Genomic DNA, 24297 nt, shown 5'->3' on the forward strand with positions numbered 1-24297 from the left:
GGTAATTGACGATGACACAACTCACCCTGCGGGAGCTGGGCGAGATCCTGCTCGAGTTCCAGGACCTGGACGCGCCGGGAGTCCTCGACCCCGACTGCCTCGACGTCGTCTTCCAGGACCTGGGGTACGACTCGCTGGCACTGCTCCAGACCACCGGCCGTATCCAACGCGAGTACGGCGTCGAACTGGACCGGGACGGGGTGGCCTCGGCGGAGACGCCGCGCGCGCTGCTCGACCTGGTCAACACCACATTGACTGGAGCGACGGCATGAGGCTCACCGGATTCAGCGAAGTGCTGCCGGGCGAACCCGTCACCAATCGGGACATGGCCGAGCGATTCGGCCTGCACGAGAAGTGGCTGGACATGATGACGGGGAACCGGACCCGCTACTTCTGCGCGGCCGACTCCCCACCCTCCGTACCCAAGAGCACCGGCGACCTCGCCGTCGCCGCGGCCACCGCGGCCCTCGCGGACGCCGACGTGGACGTCGCCTCCCTCGACTTCCTCGTCCTGACCACCGCCTCCCCCGACCACCTGATGCCGGCCACCGTCAACCTGGTCGCCGACCGCATCGGGCTCAACGACGTCCCCACCTTCCAGCTCATGTCGGGCTGCGCCGGAGCCCTCACCGGGCTCTACACCGCCCGCGCGCTCCTCGCCTCCGGGCTCCGCCGCGGCCTCGTCATCGGCGCCGACACCTGCCTCAACTTCTTCCCGTCCAGCGGGGCGATCGAGTCCATGTCGCCGGCCGAGCTCATCAACTTCGCCCTCTTCGGCGACGGCGCGGGCGCCGCCGTCGTCGATGCCGACCCGGACGGACCCGGCCTGCTCGTCGAGCACCTCTTCCTGCGGACCACCGGCATGGGCCGCAAGCCGGCGCAGACCGCCCGCTGGTTCGGTGTCGAGGGCGCCCCGCTCCTCGACGGCCCCGAAGGCCCGTACCGCGAGCCCTGGGGCGAGGAGGACTACAAGGCGATCGAGCACCACGTGCCCGAGCACGCCGAGTCCATCTTCAAGGAGCTCACCGCCGAGACCGGCTGGCAGCTCGACGAGGTCGAGCACGTCCTCCTCCCGCAGCTCAACGGCGTGATGACGGACGCCATCCGCAAGCGCCTCGGCGTCCGCCCCGAGCAGGCCGTCAACTGTGTCGCGGACACCGGCAACAACGGCAACGCCGTCCCCTTCATCCAGCTCAACCGGGCGATGCGGCGCATCCGTTCCGGCCTCGGCGTCGAAGGACGGCTCCTCGTCGCCAACGTCGAGTCCTCCAAGTGGATCACCTCGGGCCTCGCGCTGCGCCACCAGAACGGAGCCCGGTGATGTCCGGCGACGCCCTCACCGAACTCCGCGCACTCAAGCGCGCGGGCCTCGCCGACTCCGCCGACCGCGTCCCGGCGCTCCTCCGCTCCCTCGACGACGCCCTCGACCGCGAGGCCGCCGGCCTGCTCCTCGGCGGCCGGGCCGCCCGGGCCGCGCTCGCCTCCACCGGCCGGTACGCGCCCGTCGCCCTCGGGCTGCTCGCGAGCGCCACCGTGGACCCGCTGCCCCACCTGCTGACCGCCGCGCTCCTCGCCGAGGGCGTCCAGCCCGAGACCGCCACCACCGGCTTCAACCAGTGGCGGTTCGAGATCCTCTCCGGCGCCCCGAACCTCAAGGACCCCGCCCCGGCCGTCACGGCCTGCCTCCTCGACGACACCGCCGTCTTCGAGAAGGTCGCCGACCCGCTGGACGCCGCCGAGGTGGAAGCCCGGTGTGCCGCCGTCCCCGCCGAGCTCGACGCCTGGCTGACGGCCTTCGAGGGCGCGCCCGGCGGCGTCGCCGTCCTCAACACGCTGCCGCTGTCCGCGCTGCGCCGCGACCGGTACGTCGACTACGCCACCAAGGCCCGCGTCGAAGCGGCCTGGCACCGCATGAACGCCGGCATCCTCGACCTCGCCGCCCGCCCCAACGTCGTGGTGCTCGCCACAGAGAGCCTCGCCGCACGCGCCGGCTCGCTCGCCGCCACCGACCGGATGCGGCACATCGCGGGCCACGCCTGGAGCCAGGAGTTCCTCGACACGTACGCCCGCGAGGTCGCCCGGGTCGTCCTGGCCCGCCTCGGCCGCGCCAGGAAGTGCCTCGTCCTCGACCTCGACCACACCCTGTGGGGCGGCGTCGTCGGCGACGACGGCATCCCGGCCCTGAAGATCGGCGGCTCCTTCCCGGGTTCCGCCCACGCCGAACTCCAGGCGCTCGCCAAGGACCTGTCCCGGCAGGGCGTCCTCCTCACGGTCTGCTCCAAGAACGACGACGCCGTCGCGCGCGAGGCCGTGGCCACCCACCCCGACATGGTCCTCGGCCCCGACGACTTCTCCGCCTTCCGCGCGAACTGGGACCCGAAGCCCGGCAACGTCGCCGCGCTCGCCGCCGAACTCAACATCGGCACCGACGCGATGGTCTTCGTCGACGACAACCCGGCCGAGCGCGGCCTCATGGAGGCCCAGCGCCCCGAGGTCGCGGTCGTCGCCCTGCCGGACGACCCGGCGGGGTACGCCTCCGCCGTCGCCCGCGCCGGCCTGTTCAACCAGTTCTCCCTCACCGACGAGGACCGCGTCCGGGGCGAGCTCTACCGGGCCCGCGGCCGGCGCGACGAACTGCGGCAGACCGCCGTCAGCGTCGAGGACTACCTCCGGGAGCTGGCCTCCGAGATCACCGTCGAGGAGTACGGGACGCTCAACGGCGCCCGCATCACCCAGCTCTTCGGCAAGACCAACCAGTTCAACCTGACCGGCATCCGCTACGGCGCCGACGAGGTCGCCCGGCGCGTCGAGACCGGACAGGCCGCCTTCTTCGGCGTCCGGGCCACCGACGCCTTCGGCGACAACGGCCTCGTGGGCGCCCTGGCCCTCGTACGGGAGACCGGAGGCCCGGAGACCGGAGGCCCGGAGACCGACGGCCCGGAGACCGGCGGGGACTGGACGATCGAGAACTTCGTCCTGTCCTGCCGGGTCTTCTCCCGCTCCATCGAGCAGGCCGTCGTCGGCCTGGTGCTGCGCGCCGCACGCGACGCCGGGGCCCCCGGCGTCCGCGGCCGGCACGTGCCCACGGCCAAGAACGGCCGCTTCGCGGACTTCTACCCCTCCCTCGGATTCACCGGGCAGGACGGCGACTTCCGCCACGACCTCACTCAACTCGCCGAACTGCCCGACTGGGTGGCGGTCGGCACCGGCGAAGGGAAGTTCCATGCCCCCTGAGGCGAACACCAGCGAAGCCCCGCTCCACGACGCCGCCGCCGTGGCGACCGTCGTCGACGCCGTCGCGCAGCTGCTCGACGTCGACGAGGACACCCTCGCCCTCGACGCCCCGCTCCAGGCCATCGACGGCTGGGACTCGGTCAACCAGCTGCGGATCCTCGTCTTCCTGGAGCGCGAGCTCGGCGCCCCCCTCGACTACGACCGGTTCAGCACCGCCGAGACCCTCGGCGACCTGGCGTCCCTCGTCGCCGACACCGACACCGAGACCGCCGCCGGAGCCCGGACATGAGCGCGGTCACCTCACCGCTGCCCGCCGCCCGCAAGCAGACGTACGTCTTCCTCGAAGACGCCCGGCGCACCTCCCACGTCTATCTGATGACCGAGGTCGACGCCACCGCGCTGCGCGCCGCCCGGACCCGCGCCGCCACCCCGGTCAGCTACGTCAGCTACGTCGTCAAGGCGACCGCCGACGTCCTCGCCGACTACCCGGACGCCCGGGCCGTCCTCCTCGGCGGCCGCTCGCCCAAGCTCACCACCTCGCCCGAGGTGCACGCCAAGGTGCTCTTCGACAAGACCGTCGAGGGCCAGCGCTGCGTCGTCTCCGGCATCGTGCGGGACGTCCAGGCCCTCGACGTCACCGCCGTCCAGTCCGCCATCGACCACTACAAGACGGCGGACGTCGACGACCAGGGCCCCTTCGCGAACATCAAGCGCCTCCAGCGGCTGCCGCTGCCGGCCTTCCGCGCCGTCTACCGGACCATGATGCGCAACCCGGTGCGCCGGGCCGCCCTCCAGGGCACCTTCGCCGTGACCTCCATCGGCCACGAGCAGGTCGGCGCGATCCTGCCGCTCATCACCGGAACGCTCGGCCTCGGCGTCGGCCACATCGCCGACGCCCCCGTGGTGCGCGACGGCGCCGTCGCCGTCGCCCCCGTCTTCACCCTCTCGCTCGTCTTCGACCACCGCGTACTCGACGGCGCGATGGCCGCCGAAATCCTCGCGGGCATCAAGAACCGCCTGGACAACTGGGAGTTGGCATGACCGAATCCGACCGCCGGGACAGCTCCGCCGGAATACCGGACGAGACCGACGTACTGATCGTCGGAGGAGGCCCGGCCGGCTCCCTGCTCGCCTGCCTCCTCGCCCGCCGCGGCATCCGCACCGTCCTCGTGGAGAAGCAGACCAGCCTGGAGCGCAGCTTCCGCGGCGAGACGATCGCCGCGCCGTCGGTGGCCTCGCTCAACGCGCTGGGCTTCGGCCCCGCGCTGCGCGAGCACGGCTTCCTGGAGACCACCGCCGTCACCACGATCGCCGAGCAGCGCCCGGTGCTGCGCGTCGACTACTCCAAGTTCGCCGGCCTGCCGCTGCCCATCGACATCCCGCAGCCCGGGCTGATCCGCATCTTCAACCGGCACGCCGCCGAGCTGCCCGGCCACACCTACCTCTCCGGCTGGTCCTTCGCCTCCCTCGTCGAGGAGGCCGGGACCGTCCGCGGCGCCGTCCTCACCCGGCGCGGCGAGAAGGTCACCGTGCGCTCCCGGATCGTGATCGGTGCCGACGGCCGCTTCTCCAAGGTCCGCAAGGCCTCCGGCCTCGTCGCCGACGTCCAGCCGATGGCCCGCGACTTCCTCTCCTTCCTGGTGCCCCGCCCGCCGGAGTGGGGCAACGAGGCCCAGCTCGTCATCGAGGGCGACCGCCACCTGGTGATCCTGCCGACCTTTCCCGACTCCCTGCGCATCGGGCACAACCTGCCCAAGCGCGGCCTCGGGGACCTGCGGGCCGCCGGCTTCGACGCGTTCAAGCGCGGCATCATGGCGATCTCCCCGCAGCTCGCCCCGCTCGTCGACGAGCACCTGCACACCTGGGACGACACCGGCTTCCTGGAGATCTTCACCGCCGAGCTGGAGGAGTGGGCCCGCGACGGCCTGCTGCTCATCGGCGACGCCTCGCACACCGCGACCCCCATCCTCGGCCAGGGCGTCAACCTGGCGATGCAGGACGCCATCACGATCGTCCCCGTGATCGCCGCGTCCCTCGCCAAGGGCGGACAGGACCGGGTCGTCACCCAGGCCGAGCTCGCCGACTTCGTCGCCAAGCGCCGCGCCCACAAGATCCACGTCACCGGCTTCCAGCGGATGCAGGAGGGCCTCCTCGCCATCGGCGACCCGCGTGGCATCAAGCTGCGCCGCCTCCGCTTCCGCGTGCTCAACTCGCTCCCCGGCAAGTACCGGATCTTCAACAAGGTCATCAACGCCCGGCACGAGATCGACCCCGTCGACCTCGCCGCCGCCCGGAACGCCCCGGTGCCCGCGCACGCCACCGCGAGCCCGATCCTGCAGGAGGCGAGCCGTGACTGACCTGCCGCAGAACGACATCAGCGCCGACGGACACGCCGACGGGCACGACGACCCGGAGCGGCTCATCGCGATCGTCGGCATGGCCGGCCGGTTCCCCGGCGCCCCCGACGTCGACCGCTACTGGCAGCTCCTGATGGCGGGGGAGGAGGCGGTACGCCCCGTACCGCCCGAGCGCTGGGACACCTCGGTCCAGCTCGACCCCGTCAAGAAGATCCCCGGCATCGCCGGACTCGTCGACGGCGTCGACCAGTTCGACCCCGGCTTCTTCGGCATATCCCCCCGCGAGGCCGAGGAGCTCGACCCGCAGCAGCGCCTCATGCTGGAGGTCGGCTGGCAGACCCTGGAGGACGCGGGCATCCCCGCCTCCCGCGTCCGCGGCACCCGTACCGGCGTGTACGTCGGCGCCCTCTGGCACGACTACGAGCTGGCCCGCAAGGAGCGCGGGGTCCAGACGACCCAGCACAGCGCCGTCGGCAACGGCCTCGACATCGTCGCCGCCCGCCTGTCGTACTTCCTCGGCCTGAGCGGCCCCAGCCTCGTCGTCCAGACGGGCTGCTCCTCCGGCCTCGTCGCCCTGGACCTCGCCGTCGCCGCCCTGCGCTCCGGCGACCTCGAAGGCGCCTTCGTCGGCGGCGTCAACCTGATCCTGATGCCCGACAACTCCATCGGCCTCACCCACTTCGGCGGCCTGTCGCCGGACGGCCACTGCCGGGCGTTCTCCGCCCAGGCCAACGGCTTCGTCCGCGGCGAGGGCGCCATCAGCCTCTACCTCAAGCGGCTCGACACGGCCCTCGCGGACGGCGACCGCATCCACGGCGTCATCGTCAACAGCGCCGTCAACAACGACGGCGGCGGCCACAGCCTCGTCTCCCCGAACGTCGAGGCCCAGACCGAACTCCTCCGCCGGGTCTACGCCGAAGCCGGCGTCCACCCCGACCGCCTCCGCTACGTCGAGGCGCACGGCACCGGCACCCTGCGCGGCGACCCGATCGAGGCCGAGGCCCTCGGCACCGCGCTCGGCACCGCGCGCAGCGCCGAGGCCGGCCCCCTCCTCATCGGCTCGGCCAAGTCGAACATCGGCCACCTGGAGGCGGCGGCCGGGCTCGCGGGCATCGTCAAGGCCGTCCTCGCCCTCAAGCACCGCACGATCCCGCGCAGCCTCCACGTCGAGGAGCTCAACCCGAACATCCCGTTCGGCGAGCTGAACCTCTCGGTCGCCGGCGAGCCCGTCGAACTCCCTGCCGACGGCACGTGGTTCGCCGGCGTCAACTCCTTCGGCTGGGGCGGCACGAACGCCCACGTGGTGCTCCGCACACCCCCGGCCCAGGAGGCCCCGGCCGCCGTCACCCCCGGCCCGCTTCTCCTGCCCCTGACCGGACACAGCGACGCGGCCCTGCGGCAGCGCGCCGCCGACCTCCTCGACGTCCTGCACGAGGACATCACCACGCCCGAGGTCGTCCGCCTCGCCGCGACCCTCGGCCGGGAGCGCGACCACTTCGCCGCCCGTACGGCCGTCGTCGCCGAGGACGCCGGCGAACTCCTCGACAGGCTCCGGAAGTTCACCGAGGAGCCGGAGGCCGAGCTGCCCGGCACCTTCACCGGGCGCGCCAGGGAACGCGGCAAGATCGCCTTCGTCCTGCCCGGCCAGGGCTCCCAGTGGGCCGGCATGGGCCAGGACCTGTACGCGCGGTCGCCGGTCTTCGCCGCGACCGTACGGCGCTGCGCGGAGGCCCTGCGCCCGCACATCTCCTGGGACCTGGAGGCCGTCCTCTCCGGCACCGCGGGCGACGCGTGGCTCGACCACAACGACCAGGTGCAGCCCACCCTCTGGGCCATGTCCATCGGCATCGCCGAGCTGTGGCGGGCCGCCGGCGTCGAACCCGACGTCGTCGTCGGCCACAGCCAGGGCGAGGTGACCGCCGCCACCATCGCGGGCCACCTGTCGTACGAGGACGGGGCGCGGATCATCGCCGTGCGCAGCGCGCTCGCCAAGCGCACCGCGGGACGCGGCCGGATGCTCGCCGTCGATCTCGACGTCGAGGGCGCCCTCAAGGCGCTCGACGGCTTCGAGGACACCGTCTCGCTCGCCGTCAACAACGGACCCTCGTCCTGCGTGCTCTCCGGCGACACCGACTCCGTCCTCATGCTCCGCGAACTCCTGGAGGCCGACGGCACCTTCTGCCGCCTGGTCAACGTGGACTACGCCTCGCACAGCCACCACATGGACGAGCTCACCGACGAGCTGGTGGAGGTCCTCGCGCCGATCCGCCCCCGGCGCGGCGCCGTCCCCCTGATGTCGACCGTCGTCGGCCGCGAGCTCGACGGCGACTCCCTCGACCCCGCGTACTGGGCGGCCAACCTGCGGCAGCCGGTGCTCTTCGCGGACGCCATGGGCAAGCTCCTCGACGCCGGCGTCACCCACGTCGTCGAGATCAGCCCCCACCCGGTGCTCTCCCCGGCCGTCGAGCAGCTCGCCGCCACCCGGCAGGAGCCGGTCGCCGTCCTCGGCAGCCTCCGCCGCCAGGAGGGCTCCCTCGGCGACTTCACGCAGGCCCTCGCCCGCGCGTACGTCCAGGGCCTGGCCCCCTTCGGCGGGCTGCCCGCCCGGCCGGGCGCCTCCGTGCCCGCCTACCCCTGGCAGCGCTCCCGCTTCTGGCTGCCGGACGCCGTGCGCCGTACCGCGGGACCCGGCGGGCTCGCCTTCGAGTTCGCGCCGGCCACCACCGAGCAGGACGTCCACGAGGGCCGCACCGAGCTGTCCCTGAACGACCTGCCCTGGCTGCGCGACCACCAGGTGTACGACGCCGTCGTGCTGCCCGGCGCCGCCATGCTGGCGCTCGCCGTCGCCGCCGCCCGTGCCCGTACCGGCGAGAACCCCGGCGCCCTGCACACCGTCCGGTTCCGCAGCGACCTCACCCTCACCGACGAGCCGGTCCGTCTCGGCGCCGTCTGGCGCGAGGACGGGGCCGCGTCCGCGGGCTTCACCCTCAGCTCGCTCGCCCCCGGCGCCGACGGCTGGACCCGGCACGCCACCGCCCGCGTCGGCGGCGACACCGCCCCCGACCTGCCCGCCTTCCCCGGCACGCCGGCGGACGCCCGGGACGTCGAGCCGGACGCCTTCTACGCGTCCTGCGGCGAGCGGGGCCTCAACTACGGGCCCGCGTTCCAGGGCCTGCGCACGCTGAGCGTCGCCGAGCGCGAGGCGCTCGCCGAGGTACGGCTGCCGGACCGCTGCCTCGCCGGGGTCCGCCCGGGCGAGCTGCACCCCGCTCTGTGGGACGCGGCGCTCCAGGTCACCCTGGCCCTGCTGCCCGGCGACGCCACCGTCGTCCCCACCGCCGTCCGGCGCGTCGACTACGCCCTGCCGAGCGACGCCCAGGTCTCCGTGCTCCTGGCGCACGCCGTCCGCAACGACGACGACACCTTCGACCTGGTCTGCTACGACGAGGACGCGCGGCCGCTGCTCCGGATGGCCGGCCTCGCCTTCCAGACCATCGAGACGGCCACCGCCGAGGGCGTCGACCCGGCCCGCCTGCACCGCTTCGCCTTCCGGCCCGCCGAGGAGGCCACCGCGGCGCCCGGCGCCGCCGACCGCGCCCCCGGGCACTGGGTCGTCTGCGACGCCTCGGGCGGAGGCGGCCCGCTCGCGGCCGCGCTCACCGCCGCGGGCGCCAGCGTGGACATCCTGAAGGCCGGTGCCGCCGATGCCGATGGCCTTGCCGCCGCCCTGCGCGACAGCGACAGCGGCGGCGACCGCGCCACCGGCCTCGTCTTCCTCGCACCCGGCGCCGATCGGGGCCTGGACGCCCAGCGCGCCGGGCTGCTCACCCTCGCGGCGACGGTCAAGGCCGTCACCGCGCTGCCCGTGCCGCCCCGGACGTTCGTCGTCACCGACGGCGCCCAGTCCGTACCGGAGGACACGGCACCCGACCCGGGGGCCGCCCTCTACTGGGGCTTCGGCCGCGTCCTGCGCCGCGAGCACCCCGAACTCGCCGCCACCCTCCTCGACGTCCGCACCACCGCCGACGACTGGGCCGGGGAGTGCGCCCGGCAGCTGCTCGTCGCCGACGCGGAGGACCAGGTCGTCCTGCGCGGCACCGACCGCCACGTCGGCCGGGTGGTACGCGGCGAGGAGCAGGAGGAAGCCGTCACCGCCCCCTGGGCAGGACCCGCCCAGCCGTTCCGGCTGAGCCCCGACGGCACCGGCCTCTGGGAGGGCCTCGCCTTCCGCCCGTACACGAGGACGGCGCCCGCCGCCGGACAGGTCGAGGTCGAGGTCACCGCCGCCGCCCTCAACTTCATCGACGTGATGAAGGCGATGGGCACCTACCCCGACACCTCCGCCGGAGCGGGCCTCATCGGCGGCGAATGCGCCGGCGTGGTCGCCGCCGTCGGCCCCGGCGTCACCGGCCTCGCCGTCGGCGACCGGGTCGTCGCCTGCGGCTTCGGCGCCGTCGCCTCCCACCTGACCGTCCCCGCCGGACACGTCAGGCCCGTCCCCGCGGCCCTGACCGACGCCGAGGCGGCCGGACTCCCGCTCGTCACCGCCACCGCCTGGTACGCGCTCGCCGAGCAGGCCGGTCTGGAGGCCGGCGAGACCGTACTGATCCACTCGGCGGCCGGCGGCCTCGGCCTCGCCGCGGTCGGCGTCGCGAAGGCCCTCGGCGCCACCGTCATCGCCACCGCGGGCACCGAGTCCAAGCGGGCCGGGCTCCGGGCCCTCGGCATCGACCACGTCTTCGACTCCCGGGACCTGTCCTGGGCCGAGGACGTCGCCTGGGTCACCGGCGGCCGGGGCGTGGACGTCGTCCTCAACTCGCTGTCGGGCGCCGCGATCGACCTCGGTCTCGCCGCCCTCGCCGAGGACGGCCGCTTCGTCGAGGTCGGCAAGCGGGACATCTACGCCTCCCGCACCATCAGCCTCCGCGACTTCGCCAAGGGCATCAGCTTCGCCGCCGTCGACGTCGCCGGGCTCATCACCCGCCGCCCGGAGCGCTTCGCCCGGCTCCTGGACGCCGTGTGGCAGAAGGTCACCGACGGCACCCTGCCGCCGCTGCCCGTCACCCCGTACGCCTTCGACAAGGCCGCCGAGGTGCTCCGCACCATGGCGCGCGGCGAGCACACCGGCAAGCTGGTCCTCACCGACCCGGGGCAGGTCACCGCCGTCGTACCGGAGCCGCTTCCCGACGGGCGGCTGCGCCCCGACGCGAGCTACCTCCTCAGCGGCGGTCTCGGCGCGCTCGGCCTCTCCCTGGCCGAACACCTCGTGGACCACGGCGCCCGCAGCCTCGTGCTCCTCGGGCGCTCCGCGCCCGGCGACGCGGCCCTGGCCCGTATCGGGGCGCTGCGGGAGCGCGGCGCCACCGTCACCACCTTCCCGGTGGACGTCGCCGACCGGGAAGGGCTCGCCGCCGTCCTCGACCGCGTACGGGCCGAACTCCCGCCGCTACGAGGTGTGTTCCACGCCGCCGGTGTCCTCGACGACGCGGTCCTCGCCAACCTCACCGGCGCGCAGCTCGACACGGTCCTCGCCCCCAAGGTGGACGGCGCCCGGCATCTCGACGCCCTCACCGAGGACGATCCGCTCGACCTGTTCGTGCTCTTCTCCTCGGTCGCCGGCCTCGTCGGCAACCCCGGACAGGCCGGATACGCGGCCGGCAACGTCTACATGGACGCCCTCGCCCAGGCCAGACGGCACCGCGGCAGGCCCGCGCTCGCCGTCCAATGGGGCCCGTTCGCCGACATCGGCCTCGCCGCCGACGAGGCCATCCGCGGCGAACGCCTCGCCGACCACGGCATGACCGGCTTCACCGCCGCCGAGGGCTGGCAGGCGCTGTTCCACCTCCTGGACGCCCCAGGACAGGTCGTGTCGTACGTCCCGCTGGACGCCCGGCACTGGTTCGACGCGTACCCGGAGACGGCCGCACAGCCCAGCTGGCGTGCCATCGCCGAGCTCGCCAAGGACGGTGCCACCGGTGCCGGCGGCGGCGCCGAGGAGTTCCTCGGCCGGCTGCGCGGGTCCACCGACACGGAGCGACCCGTCCTCGTCGAGGGCAAGATCCGTGAACTCGCGGGCCGTGTACTGCGGCTCGAGGCGGGCTCCATCGACCGTGAAGCTCCTTTCAAGTCACTTGGGTTGGACTCACTGATGAGCCTGGAGCTGCGCAACCGCCTCGAAATGGCCTTCGGGATGAAGCTGTCGCCCACGCTGCTGTGGACCTACGGCACCACGGCGGCCCTCGCGGGAATGCTCACCGGACGTCTCGGCGGAACCGACGAGGCCCACCCGTAGAGCCCCGAGGACGAGTGGAGCTCCGCCCGGCTCCTTGAAACCAGTCAGTACGACATGCCGACCGCGAGGGACCTTCTTGTGACGACGCAACCGACCCATGAGGAATCGGCAGACCGGAAGACCGGTGCCGGGCGAAGCACCACCACCCCGCTCAGCCGCGCGATGGACACCATCAAGAAGCTGCGCGGAGAACTCGAAGAGGCCCGTTCCGGGCAGAGCGGACCGCTCGCCGTCGTCGGCGTCGGACTCCGCCTGCCCGGCGGCATCGTCGACCTCGACGGCTACTGGGACGCCCTGTCCGAGGGCCGCGACCTGGTCGCCCCGATGCCCGAGCACCGCAAGGGCCCGTTCGCCGCGGAGTGGGACACCCTCCCGCGCCGGGGCGGCTACCTCGACGAGGTCCTGGAGTTCGACGCCGGATTCTTCGGCATCAGCCCCCGCGAGGCCCGCAGCCTCGACCCCCAGCACCGCCTGCTCCTCGAAGTGGCCTGGGAGGCCCTGGAGGACGCGGCCTTCGCACCGGAGTACCTCTCCGGCCTCCGGACCGGCCTGTACGTCGGCGTCACCGGCCAGGACTACCGCGACTGGCAGCCCGCCGGCCAGGAGGACGCCTACTGGCTCACCGGCAACGGCCACTGCTTCGCCGCCGGCCGCATCGCCTACACCATGGGCCTGATGGGCCCGGCCGTCGCCGTCGACACCGCCTGCTCGTCCTCGCTCACCGCCGTCCACCTGGCGGGGCAGGCGCTGCGCCGCGACGAGTGCGACGTCGCCATCGCCGCCGGCGTCAACCTGATCCTGTCGCCCCGCTCCACCCGCCTCATCCAGCAGACCAACTCCCTCTCCCCGGACGGTCTCTGCAAGACCTTCGACGCCCGCGCCAACGGCTTCACCCGCGGCGAGGGCTGCGGGGTCGTCGTCCTCAAGCGGCTCTCCGAGGCGCTGCGCGACGGCGACCGGGTGCACGCCGTGATCCGCGGCAGCGCCGTCAACCAGGACGGCCGCTCCTCCGGCTTCACCGCCCCCAACGTCCGCGCCCAGATCAACCTCATCAAGGCCGCGCTCGACGACGCGGGCCTGACGCCCGCCGCGATCGGCGCCCTGGAGGCCCACGGCACCGGCACCGCGCTCGGCGACCCGATCGAGGTCGAGGCGATCGTCGAGGCGCTCGGCCGCCGCGACGGCGGCGCCCCGCTGCGCATCGGCTCCGTCAAGACGAGCATCGGCCACCTGGAGGCCGCCTCCGGCATCGCCGGACTCATCAGGGGCGTCGCGTCCGTCAAGCGGCGCGCGGTCCCGCCCGTCGTCCACCTGGACACCCTGAACCCCCGCATCGACATCGCGGACACCGGCATCGAGTTCCCGCGCGCCGAGACCCCGTGGACCGGCGCGGACGGCGCGGGCGACTGCCTCGGCATCAGCTCCTTCGGCATGAGCGGCACCAACGCCCACGTGGTCCTCGGCCCGCTCACCGCCGACGAGCTCGCCGAGCGGCCCGCGCCGACCGCCCCCGTCACCGGCTTCGAGATCACCGCCCGCAGCGAGGACGCCCTGCGCGCCTGGGCCGGCCGGCTCGCCGACCTCGTCGCCGAGCTGCCGGAGGACGCCTACCCGGCGTTCGCGTACACCGTCACCGAGGGCCGCGCCCGCCACGCCGTCCGCGCCGGGATCACCGCCGGGGACCCGGCCGCCGCCGCGACCGCCCTGCGCGCCCTCGCCGACGGCACGGCCTCGGAGGCCGTACGGCTCGACGGCACGGCGTCGCCGGATACCTCCGCCACCGGTGCGGTCGCGCTCCCGCGCCGGGTCGCCGACCTGCCGGCCTACCCGTGGGAGCGGGTCCGGTACGCGCCGGAGACCGCCGCCCCGGCGACCGTTTCGGCAGAGGCCCCCGCCGCGGAACCCCTTCCCGCGCTCGCCGTCGAGTGGATCCCGTACACCCCGGCCGCGACCACCCCCGACACCCCGCTGGTCGTGGCCGGGGACGACAGTGCCGCCGTCGCCCTCCTCGCCGACGCGGCCCGCACCGCGGGCCGTACCGTCACCGTCCTCGACACGCTCCCCGCCACCACGGAGGAGTGGGCCCAGGTGCGAGGGGGCGAGCTCTCCGGCGACCTGCTCCTCGCGCTCGCCGCCGCCCCGCTGCCCGACGCACTCGACGCCACCGCGCCCACCGCGCACGCCGCGGCCCTCTGCGCCGCCGCGACCACCGCCGTCCGCGCCCTCCCCGCCGGCACCGGCCGGGTCCACCTCGTGACCGCGGGCGTCCGCCAGGTGACCGGCTCCGACCCGGTCGCCGCCGCCGACCACGGCGTCCTGCACGGCCTCGCGCCGGTCCTGGCCCTGGAGTTCCCCGACACGTGGGGCGGGATCATCGACCTCCCGGCGGACCCGACTGCCGCCGACGCCACGGCAGCCGTCACGGCGCTCGCCGACGGCTCCGCCGAGGACCTGATCGCCGTTCGTGCCGGCGCCGCCCACACCGCGCGGCTGCGGCCCGCCGCCGAGCCGCTGCGCCCGCTGCCCGTCCGCCCCGACGCCACGTACCTCCTGACCGGCGGACTCGGCGCCATCGGCACCGGACTCGTCCGCGACCTCGCCGCCCGCGGCGCCCGGCACCTCGTCCTCCTCGGCCGCCGGCCGCAGGACGAACTACCGGAAGAAGCCCGCCAGTTGCTGGCCGAGCTCGCGTCCGCCGGAGTCCAGGTGGCGTACGCCTCCGCCGACACCGGCGACGCCGCCCGCCTCACCGAGGCCCTCGCGGTCCTCGACGGCATGCCGCCCGTACGCGGCGTGGTGCACGCCGCCGGGAGCATCGACCGGCTGCCGCTCGCCGAGGCCGACGCGGACACCTTCGCCGCCGCCCTCGCCGGCAAGTTCACCGGCGCCGCCTGGCTGCGCCTGCTCGCCGCCGACTGGCCCCTCGACTTCCTCGTCCACCTCTCCTCCGTCTCGGCGGTCTGGGGCACCGACGGCTACGGCGCCTACGCCGCGGCCAACGGCGGCCTCGACGCGATCGCCGCGCTCTGCGCCGCCGAGGGCACCCCGGCGACCAGCGTCGCCTTCGGACCCTGGGACCTCGACGGCATGGCGAGCCCCGAGGCCCGCGCGCTCCTCGCCCGGATGGGCGTCAGCCCCGTCGCCCCCGCCGAGGGCTTCGCCGGACTCGCCGGAAACGGCACGGGCGCGCACACGGTCGCCTGCCGCCTGGACGCCGAGCGCTTCCGCACGGTCATGAACTCCGTACGAGCCCGGCCCCTGTTCGACGGCCTCACCGGGGCGGACACGGCCACCGGCGCCCCGTCCCCGACCCCCGCCGAGTCCCCGGCCACCGCCTTCGCCCGGGAGCTCGCCGAGGCCCCCGAGCACCGCCGCCCCACCCTCGTCACCCGGCGCACCCGCGAGGTCCTCGCCGGGATCCTCGGCCACGACGACCCCGCGGCCCTGTCCGAGACCACCGGCTTCCTCGACCTCGGCCTCGACTCGATCATGGCCGTGGACGCGGCCGCAGCCCTCACCGAGACCCTCGGCGTCGACGTCGGCATCGGCGACGTCTTCGGCCACCCGACCGTCGAGCGGCTCTCCGCAGAACTGACCGGCCGCCTCGACGGCCGCGCCACGGCCCCCGCACCGCGCAAGACCCCGGCGGCCCGCCCCGTACCGGCCCCGGCGGTCACCCAGGCCGTCGAAGCCGAGCCCACCGACCAGGAACCCATCGCCATCGTCGGCATGGCCGGCCGCTTCCCCGGCGCCGACTCCGTCGAGGAGTTCTGGTCCCTGCTCGACGAGGGCCGCGACGGCGTCGGACCCGTCCCCGCCGACCGCTGGGACACCGGCACCCTCCACGACCCGGCCGGTGCCCGCCCCGGCTCCATCTCCACCGACCAGGGCGGCTTCCTCCGCGACATCCGCCGCTTCGACGCCGCGTTCTTCGACATCCCGGCCCGCGAGGCCGAGAGCCTCGACCCGCAGCAGCGCCTCCTCCTCGAAGCCGCCTGGCACGCCCTGGAGGACGCGGGCACCGACCCGAAGTCCCTCGCCGGCAGCCGCACCGGAGTCTTCGTCGGCATCTCCAACTCCGACTACGCCCGCGTCCTGGAGAGCGGCGGCCTCGAACCCCTCGACGCCTACTTCGCGACCGGCACCGCGCTGAACGCCGCCGCCGGCCGCCTCTCCTACTACCTCGGCGCCCAGGGCCCCGCCCTCGCCGTCGACACCGCCTGCTCGTCCTCCCTCGTCGCCCTGCACCTCGCGGTCCGCTCCCTGCGCTCCGGCGAGACCGACCGGGCCCTCACCGGCGGCGTCAACGTCATCGCCGCACCCTCCTGCTCGGTCGCCGTCAGCCGCGCTCACATGCTCGCCCCCGACGGACGCTGCAAGACCTTCGACGCCTCCGCCGACGGCTTCGTCCGCGCCGAGGGCTGCGGAGTCCTCGTCCTGCGCCGCCTCTCCGACGCCCTGCGCGACGGCGAGCAGGTCCTCGCCGTCATCCACGGCAGCGCCGTCAACCAGGACGGGGCCTCCTCCGGCTTCACCGCCCCCAACGGCACCGCGCAGCGCCAGGTCATCCGGGCCGCGCTCGCCGACGCGGGCGTCGAAGGCGCCGAGATCGGCTACCTGGAGGCGCACGGCACCGGCACCTCGCTCGGCGACCCGATCGAACTCGAAGCCGCCTGGGACGTGTTCGGTCCCGGCCGCCGCCCCGGCGAGCCGCTGCTCATCGGCTCGGTGAAGAGCAACATCGGCCACTGCGAGTCCGCGTCCGGCATGGCCTCCGTCTTCAAGACGGTCCTCGCCCTGCGCAACGGCCGCATCCCCGGCGACCTGCACTTCGAGAACCCCAACCCGCACGTGTCCTGGCGCGACATGAACGTCCGCGTCGTCGACTCCCGCGCCACCTGGGCCCGCAGCGACGTCCCGCGCCTCGCCGGCGTCTCCGGCTTCGGCTTCTCCGGTACGAACGCCCATGTCGTCCTCGGCGAGGCACCCGCCGTGGAGACGGTGGAACCGCCGCGCGACTCCGCCGACGGACTCCTCCTGCCCCTCTCCGCCCCCGACGCGGCCGGCCTCGACCGGCTCACCGAGCAGTGGCGGCGGACCCTGGAGGAGACGCCCGAGGAGGCACTCGCCCAGCTCACCGCCACGGCCGGCGCGGGCAGGGCCCATCTCCCGGTGCGCCGCGCCGTGTTCGGCCGCGACCGCGAGCAGCTGCTCGCCGCGCTCGCCTCGGCGACCCCGGCCGCCGGGCCGGTCAAGGCGCCCAGGGTGGCGTTCCTCTTCTCCGGCCAGGGCGCCCAGTACTTCGGCATGGGACGCGAACTGTACGAGACGGAGCCGGTGTTCAGCGCGGTCTTCGACGCCTGCGACCGGGCCCTCGCCCCGCACCTCGGCGACTCGCTCCTCAACCTCGTCTTCTACGGCGACGACCCGAACGTCGTCAACCAGACCCGGATCACCCAGCCCGCCCTCGTCGCCCTGGAGCTGGCGCTCGCCGCGCTCTGGGAGTCCTGGGGCGTGCGCGCCGTGGCCGTCATGGGCCACAGCGTCGGCGAGATCGCCGCGGCCGTCCACGCCGGGGTGATGAGCCTCGACGACGGCATGACGCTGATCGCCCACCGCGCCCGGCTCATGCAGTCCACCCAGCCCGGCGGGATGCTGTCCGTCCCGGAGGACGCGGAGACCGTGGCCGCCTGGGCCGCCGAGGCCGGAGTCGACGTCGCCGCCGTCAACGGACCGCAGTCCGTCGTCGTGGCCGGCCCCTCCGACCGGCTCGACGCGCTCGCCGAGCGCCTCCGCAACCAGGGCGTACGGTGCAGGCCGCTGACCGTCTCGCACGCCTTCCACTCCCGGCTGATGGACCCGGTCCTCGACGAGTTCCGACAGGCCCTCGCGGGGCTGGAGTTCGGCGCGCCGAAGCTCCCCGTCATCGCCAACGTCACCGGCACCGAGGCCGGTCCCGACACCTTCACCCCCGCCTACTTCGCCGACCACATCCGCCGGCCCGTCCGGTTCGTCGAAGGCGCCCGCGCGCTGAGCTCCCTCGACGTGGACGTGCTCCTGGAGGTCGGCCCCGACCGTACGCTCGTCAACCTGGTCCGGGCCGCCGGACTCACTCCCGACGGCGGCTCCACGCCCTCGCTGCGCCGCGGCGGCCAGGACCGCGCCGTCCTGCTGGGCGCCGCCAAGACGCTCTACGAGCGCGGCCAAAGCCTCGACTGGACGAAGATCACCGGGACCCGCACCGACCGGTCCGCCGCCCCCCGCTACCCGTTCGCGGACACGTCGTACTGGACCACGGCGGGCACCGGAACCGGCACCCACTCCGCGACGTCCTCGGCCTCCTCGGCCTCCCCGGCTCTCCGGGCCGGCGCGGGACGCCACTGGGGCGCCGAACTCCGCTCGCCCGGCCTCGCCGGCCGCGCCTTCTCCTTCGAGCGCAGCTCCGGCTTCCCCGCGTACCTCACCGACCACCGCCTCTACGGCACGGTCGTCACCCCGGCCGCGTCCCACCTCGCCACGGTCCTCTCCGCCCTCGGCCACGACGGCAGCCCCGTCGTCGTCCGCGACCTGATCTGCCCGCGGGCCCTGGTCATCAAGGACGGCGAGGAGTACGAGGCGCAGATCGTCGTCGACCGGCCCACCGCCGACGGCGCCGCCGAACTCTCCGTACAGAGCCTCCTCGACCCCGAGCGCGGCGTCTGGCAGAAGCACATCGGCGGCCGGTACTCGAACCGCCCGGACGCCCACCGCCCGCCCGCCGAGAGCCGTACCGCGTTCATCGACTCCAGCGACCGGCACCTGACCCGGACCGAGTTCTACGACTACTTCCGGGAGCTCGGCTACACCCTCGGCCCGTCCTTCCAGTGGATCGACGAGGTGTGGATCCGGGGCGACGAGGCCCTCGTCCGCTACACGATGCCCGAACTGCCCGACGACCCGGCCGGATACGAGCTGTACCCGGGCCTGATCGACTCCTGCTTCCAGAGCATCGCCGTCTTCCTCGTCGACGACGGAGCCGTCGAGGCGCCCTCGCTCGCCATCCCGTTCGCCGCGAAGGAGCTCTCCTTCCACGGCCGTCCGCTCGCCGAGGGCGGCGAGCTGTGGGGCCGGGTGCGCGTCCTGCGCGCCGAGCCCCTGCCGAACGACCGGCTGCGCGTCGAGACCGCCGACCTCCACCTGTACGCCAGGGACACGGCCACCGGCGCCGAGCACAGCGTCTTCACCGCCGACGAGTTCCGCATCCGGCACGCCTCCCGGGCCGTCCTGGAGGCCAGCCTCCGCGGCGACGGCCTCGTCCACACCCTGGACTGGGCGCCGCTCCCCGAGACCCCGGCGGCCGGCGGGACGCTCGGCGTCCTGGTCCTCGCGGCCGACGCCTCCGCGGCCGGAGTCCCCGAGCTCGTCGCCGCGCTGACCGCCGCCGGACACCGGGCCGCCGTCCACACCGGCGACCTGCCCGCCCACCCCGACGCCGACCTCGTCGTCGACGCCCGCTGGGCCGCCCCCGCCCAGGGCCCCGGCACCGGCGACGCGGGCGACGCCCTGCACGCGGCCCAGACCCTCGCCGCCGGCCTGCGGACCCTCCCGCAGACCCTGCCGTACGTCCTGGCCGTCGACGGCTCCGCCGGACGCGCCCCGCTCCGCGAGGCCCTCTTCGGCATGGCGACCGCCCTGGAGGCCGAGCAGGCCGACCGGCGCCTCACCCGGGTCCGGCTCGACGCCGCCCACTCGGCCCGGCCCCTCGCCGAGCTGATCGGCGCGCTGCCCGGGGAGACCCGCCTCGCGCTGACCGACGACGGCGTACGGGCCGCCCGGCTCGTCAAGGTCGCCGCCGAAGCCGACGGTGACCGCCCCGCCGGCGGCGCCCTCGTCACCGGCGGACTCGGGGCCCTCGGCCTCGCCGTCGCCACCGCCCACGCCGCCCGCGGCGGCGACCGCCTCACCCTGATGGCCAGGTCCGCGCCCGGCGACACCGAACAGGGCGTCATCGACGGACTGCGCGCCTCCGGCGTCCGCGTCACCGTCGTCCGCGGCGACGTCACCGACGCCGCCGACGTGGCCGCCGCCGTCGCGGCCGCCACCGCCGACGGACCGCTCGGCACCGTCTACCACCTGGCCGGCGTCAACGCCGACGCGGCCTTCGGCTCGCTCACCGACGCCTCGTACGACAAGGTCTTCCACGCCAAGGCACGCGGCGCGGACGTCCTCGCCGAGGCGATCACCGGCCACGACCCGTGGGCCCTGGTGCTGTTCTCCTCGGTCTCGGCCGTGCTCGGCGCCGCCGGACAGGCCAACTACGCCGCGGCCAACGGCTACCTGGACGGCCTCGCCGAACGGCTCCGCGCCACCGGCATCCCCGCCGTCAGCGTCAACTGGGGCCCCTGGGTCCCGGAGGCGAAGGGCGGCATGGCGGCCGCCGCGGCCGTCGAACGCGCCGCGGGACGGCTCGGCATCCGGGCCCTGTCCGACGCCGACGCGGCCGGCCCGCTCGCCCTCGCCACCGACGCGCCCCTGGCCCGGCTCGTCGTCGTCGGCCTCGACCCCGCCCGGTACGCCGAGCAGAACGCGGGCCACGCCCGCGCCGCCCTCGTCGCCGAACTCACCGGCCCCGCCCCGGCCGCCGAACGCGCCGAGACCGCGGACACCGAACCGGCCGGCTGGATCACCGAGCGGCTGCACGGCACCGACGAGGAGGAGCGCGAGCACGTCCTGCGCGCCGCCGTCCGCTCGCTCGTCGCGCGGATGCTCGGCTCCGACGACGGACTCCCCGCCGACGGCTCCGCCGACGCGGAGGGCTTCAACGAACTCGGCCTCGACTCGATCATGGCGATCGACCTGCGGGCCGCCCTCGCCCACGCCATGGGCAAGGACCTGCCGGCCACCGTCGCCATCGACCACCCGAGCGTCCTGTCGATGAGCGAGTTCCTCCTGGCCGAGGACGCCGCCTCGCCGGCCGCCCTCGCCACCACCCCCGCACCGGCACCGACGCCGGTGTCCGCCCTGGTGCCCAGCACCGCCGACACCCCGCAGGCCGGGCCGTCGTCCGAGGAGCTCGACGAGCTCTCCCTCGACGATCTGCTCCAGGCCGTCCACGACGACCTCTCCCAGGAGCGGTGAGCAGGCGATGAAGGCGATACCGACCCCGATAACCGCGCGAACGACCACGGCGACACACACGACCGCAGGAGCACAGTGATGGCGACCGTCCCCGACACCGCGGCACTGCGACAGGTGATCCAGGACCAGCTGAAGCTGTCCCGCCGCCTCAAGGACCGGGTGGCCGAGCTGGAGGCCCGTACCCACGCCCCCGTGGCCGTGGTCGGCACCGCGATGCGGCTGCCCGGCGGGATCGACACCCCCGACGCGTACCGGACGTTCCTGTACGCCCCCGACCCCGACACCCGGGCCCTCGGCCCGATCCCCGAGGACCGCACCGGCCTGCGGTCCGTCTACCACCCGGAGCGCGGCAAGGAAGGCCACTCCTACGTCGACCGGGCCGGGTTCCTCGACGACATCGCCTCCTTCGACGCGGCGTTCTTCGGGATCTCGCAGCGCGAGGCCGAGACCATGGACCCGCAGCAGCGCCTGCTGCTCGAAGTGGCCTGGGAGGCGCTGGAGCGCGGCGGCATCGCCGCCCGCCGCCAGGACCGGCTGCCGATGGGCGTGTTCGTCGGCGTCATGGCTTCGGAGTACGGCCGCAGGTTCGTCCACGACGGCGACTACAGCCGCATCGACCCGTACCACTCCACCGGCGGCGGCCACTGCTTCGTCGCCGGCCGGATCAGCTACGCGCTCGGCCTCTCCGGCCCGGCGACCAGCGTCGACACCGCCTGCTCCTCCTCGCTGGTGGCCATCCACCAGGCCGTCCGGGCGCTGCGCGGCGGCGAGTGCGACTACGCGCTCGCCGGCGGCGCCAACCTGATCCTCGGCCCCGACCTCATGGTCTCCCTGTGCCAGGGCGAGGCCCTCTCGCCCGGCGGCAGGTCCCGGAGCTTCCTCGCCGACGCCGACGGCTACGGCCGGGGCGAGGGCGTCGGCATGGTCGCCCTGATGCGGCTCGACGACGCCCTCGCGAAGGGCCACCCGGTCCTCGCCGTCGTCCGGGGCAGCGCCGTCAACCACGACGGGGCCTCCTCCGGTTTCACCGTGCCCAGCGGCCCCGCCCAGCAGGAGGTGATCCGCGCGGCCCTGGCCGACGCCCGGGTCGCCCCCGGCTCGGTCGGCTACATCGAGGCCCACGGCACCGGCACCGCCCTCGGTGACCCCATCGAGGTCGGCGCCCTGGACGCCGTCCTCGGCACCGGCGCGGGGCAGCGGACCGCCCCCGTCGCGCTCGGCAGCGTCAAGGCGCGGATCGGGCACCTGGAGGCCGCCGCCGGCATCGCCGGCGTCCTGAAGCTGGTCCTCATGCTCGGCGACGGGACCGTCCCGGCGGGCGCCCAGCCCGGCGACGGCCGGCTCAACCCGCTCATTCCCTGGGACCGGATCGCGCTCACCGTGCCCCGCGAGGCGGCACCGTGGGCGGGCGCCCCCGAGGACCGCACCGCCGGCATCAGCGCCTTCGGTCTCTCCGGGACCAACGCGCACGCCGTGCTCTCCTCGTACCACCCGGCGCCCGCCGCCCCCGCCGACGTACCGGCACACCACCCGGAGCTGCTCACCCTGTCCGCCAAGGACCCCCGGGCGCTCGCCGAACTGTCCGAGCGGGTAGGGGAGGCCCTGACGGGACTCGACGCCGCGGGCACCGCCTCCCTCTGCCACACCCTGCGCGCCGGCCGCGTCCACTTCGGCCACCGGCTCGCCGTCGTCGGCACCGACGCGGCCGCCCTCGCCGACGCCCTCGCCGCCGGGCAGCCCGCCGACGGCGTACGCACCGCCGACCGGGTCGTCCTGGAGACCGGCACCGACACCGGCCTCCTGGACCGCACACTGGCCGAACTGGCCCGCCACTTCCCCGGGCTGGGCGAGGCGATCGGCACGGACGGCACGCCCGCCGCCCGACTGAAGGCCGTCCTGACGCTGCTCGGCGTCAAGACGACCCTCGCGACCGGAAACGACACGGCCGCCCCGGGCACCGCCCGGATCACGGCCGGCGGGCACAGCCTGCCGCTCACGGGCGACACCCCTGAGGACGCGCCACGCCTCCTCACCGAGGCGCTGGCCGCGCTCTACCGGGGCGGCGCGCCCCTGCGGCTCGACCGGCTCGGCGCGCCCGGCGCGGTGTTCGTCGACGCGCCGACCTACCCGTTCCAGCGCAAGCGGTTCTGGATCGAGGAGACGGCCCCCGAGCCGGCGCACCCCGTGCCGGTCGTGGTCACCCCCACCCGTACCGCACCGCTCGACCGGGCCGAGATCGGCGCCTATCTGACCACCGAGCTCGCCGCCGTGCTCAAGGCGGACTGCGCGCTCGACCCCGAGGTGCCGTTCTGCGACGTCGGCGGCGACTCCTTCACCGCGATGCTCCTCACCAAGAGCGTCGAGCAGCAGTACGGGGTGGACCTGCCCACCCTCGACTGCCCGGTGGAGATGCCGGTCGCCGATCTCCTCGCCCACCTCAGCGACCAGGTCTGCGTCGCCATGGGGGTGGACACGTGACCGTCGGCAGAAGCCCGTTCCTCCGGCCGCACCCGGTCGACGGACCGGCTGTCCGGCTGATCGGCTTCCACCACGCGGGCGGTTCGGCCGCCGTCTACTACCCCTTCGTCCGGCATCTTCCCGCCGACTGGGACCTGCTCCTGCTGGATCTGCCGGGGCGGGGCCGACGGGCCGCGCAGCCCCAACTGGACGACATGGCCGAGGTGGTGGAGACCGTCGTCGCCGACGTCCTGCCGTGGGTGGACGACGACGCGCCCTTCGCCCTGTTCGGCCACAGCATGGGCGCGGTCGTCGCCCTGGAGACCGCCCGGGCCCTGGAGGCCCTCGGCCGGTACCCGGCGTGGACCGGGGTGTCGGGGCGCGTCGCGCCCCTGCACCCCGGTGTCGGAGCCGTACCCCTGCACACCCTCGACGACGCCGCGCTCCTCGACGTGATGCTGGACCTCGGCGGCATGCCCGAAGGGGTCACCGAGGCCGCCGACTTCCTCGACCGGTTCCTGCGGACCGTCCGCGCCGACCTGAAGGCCGTGGACAACTACCGCCCGGCACCCGGCCGTTCACCGCTCGGCTCGCCGCTGACGGTGTTCGGCGGCACCCAGGACGCCTGGGCCCCGGCCTCCGCCATGCACATGTGGCGGCGCGAGACCGGGGCGCGGTTCGCCCAGAAGTTCTTCCCCGGCGGCCACTTCTACTTCCTGGACTCCGGCTTCCCGGCGCTGACGGACCAGGTCGTCGGCCAGATCGAGGCCTGCCTCACGGACGACGTGGACGACGGCGCCGACGTACAGGTCGCGTAGCGCGCACAGCTCGGCGACACCA

The 24297-nt window shown here is 74.7% G+C and carries 10 protein-coding genes; all 10 read left to right on the plus strand.

Annotated elements, in window-relative coordinates; genetic code table 11:
* Positions 1-11 precede the first annotated feature (11 nt).
* The 10 genes from OG357_RS28160 to OG357_RS28205 all read left to right on the plus strand — a co-directional run bounded on the left by OG357_RS28160 (position 12) and on the right by OG357_RS28205 (position 24275).
* The gene (locus tag OG357_RS28160; RefSeq protein WP_329623810.1) at positions 12-272 is read left to right on the plus strand and encodes an acyl carrier protein; all 261 of its coding nucleotides are present in this window, start codon (positions 12-14) and stop codon (positions 270-272) included.
* Complete coding sequence (locus tag OG357_RS28165) at positions 269-1321, plus strand: 3-oxoacyl-ACP synthase III family protein (RefSeq protein ID WP_317594516.1); 1053 nt, start codon at positions 269-271, stop codon at positions 1319-1321. Before OG357_RS28160 ends, OG357_RS28165 begins: the two co-directional genes overlap by 4 nt.
* Entirely contained in the window at positions 1321-3234 is a 1914-nt protein-coding gene (locus OG357_RS28170) for an HAD-IIIC family phosphatase (protein ID WP_329623811.1), read from the plus strand. Before OG357_RS28165 ends, OG357_RS28170 begins: the two co-directional genes overlap by 1 nt.
* On the plus strand, positions 3224-3523 hold the full coding sequence (locus OG357_RS28175) for an acyl carrier protein (RefSeq protein ID WP_329623812.1): 300 nt from the start codon (positions 3224-3226) through the stop codon (positions 3521-3523). The genes OG357_RS28170 and OG357_RS28175 overlap by 11 nt, the downstream gene beginning before the upstream one ends.
* Positions 3520-4275, plus strand: a complete 756-nt coding sequence (locus tag OG357_RS28180; protein WP_317594512.1) for a 2-oxo acid dehydrogenase subunit E2 — start codon at positions 3520-3522, stop codon at positions 4273-4275. Before OG357_RS28175 ends, OG357_RS28180 begins: the two co-directional genes overlap by 4 nt.
* The gene (locus OG357_RS28185; protein WP_329623813.1) at positions 4272-5591 is read left to right on the plus strand and encodes an FAD-dependent monooxygenase; all 1320 of its coding nucleotides are present in this window, start codon (positions 4272-4274) and stop codon (positions 5589-5591) included. Before OG357_RS28180 ends, OG357_RS28185 begins: the two co-directional genes overlap by 4 nt.
* Complete coding sequence (locus OG357_RS28190) at positions 5584-11883, plus strand: type I polyketide synthase (protein WP_329623814.1); 6300 nt, start codon at positions 5584-5586, stop codon at positions 11881-11883. Before OG357_RS28185 ends, OG357_RS28190 begins: the two co-directional genes overlap by 8 nt.
* A gap of 78 nt (positions 11884-11961) precedes the next feature.
* A complete protein-coding gene (locus tag OG357_RS28195; protein WP_329623815.1) occupies positions 11962-21000 on the plus strand; it encodes an SDR family NAD(P)-dependent oxidoreductase in 9039 nt (3012 codons plus the stop codon).
* A 78-nt stretch (positions 21001-21078) separates the two neighbouring features.
* Positions 21079-23478 carry a beta-ketoacyl synthase N-terminal-like domain-containing protein gene (locus OG357_RS28200; RefSeq protein ID WP_329623816.1) on the plus strand — a complete coding sequence of 800 codons (2400 nt, stop codon included), beginning with the start codon at positions 21079-21081 and terminating at the stop codon, positions 23476-23478.
* Positions 23475-24275 carry a thioesterase II family protein gene (locus OG357_RS28205; protein WP_329623817.1) on the plus strand — a complete coding sequence of 267 codons (801 nt, stop codon included), beginning with the start codon at positions 23475-23477 and terminating at the stop codon, positions 24273-24275. Before OG357_RS28200 ends, OG357_RS28205 begins: the two co-directional genes overlap by 4 nt.
* The last annotated feature ends 22 nt before the right edge of the window (positions 24276-24297 follow it).

This window comes from Streptomyces sp. NBC_01255, from assembly GCF_036226445.1.
In the GTDB taxonomy this organism is placed as follows: Bacteria; Actinomycetota; Actinomycetes; order Streptomycetales; family Streptomycetaceae; genus Streptomyces.

Bases quoted from the DNA above. Each gene is read 5' to 3' on its own strand.
- OG357_RS28165 (WP_317594516.1), top strand. From the start codon at position 269: ATGAGGCTCACCGGATTCAGCGAAGTGCTGCCGGGCGAACCCGTCACC.
- OG357_RS28170 (WP_329623811.1), top strand. From the start codon at position 1,321: ATGTCCGGCGACGCCCTCACCGAACTCCGCGCACTCAAGCGCGCGGGC.
- OG357_RS28185 (WP_329623813.1), top strand. From the start codon at position 4,272: ATGACCGAATCCGACCGCCGGGACAGCTCCGCCGGAATACCGGACGAG.
- OG357_RS28200 (WP_329623816.1), top strand. From the start codon at position 21,079: ATGGCGACCGTCCCCGACACCGCGGCACTGCGACAGGTGATCCAGGAC.
- OG357_RS28175 (WP_329623812.1), top strand. From the start codon at position 3,224: ATGCCCCCTGAGGCGAACACCAGCGAAGCCCCGCTCCACGACGCCGCC.
- OG357_RS28160 (WP_329623810.1), top strand. From the start codon at position 12: ATGACACAACTCACCCTGCGGGAGCTGGGCGAGATCCTGCTCGAGTTC.
- OG357_RS28180 (WP_317594512.1), top strand. From the start codon at position 3,520: ATGAGCGCGGTCACCTCACCGCTGCCCGCCGCCCGCAAGCAGACGTAC.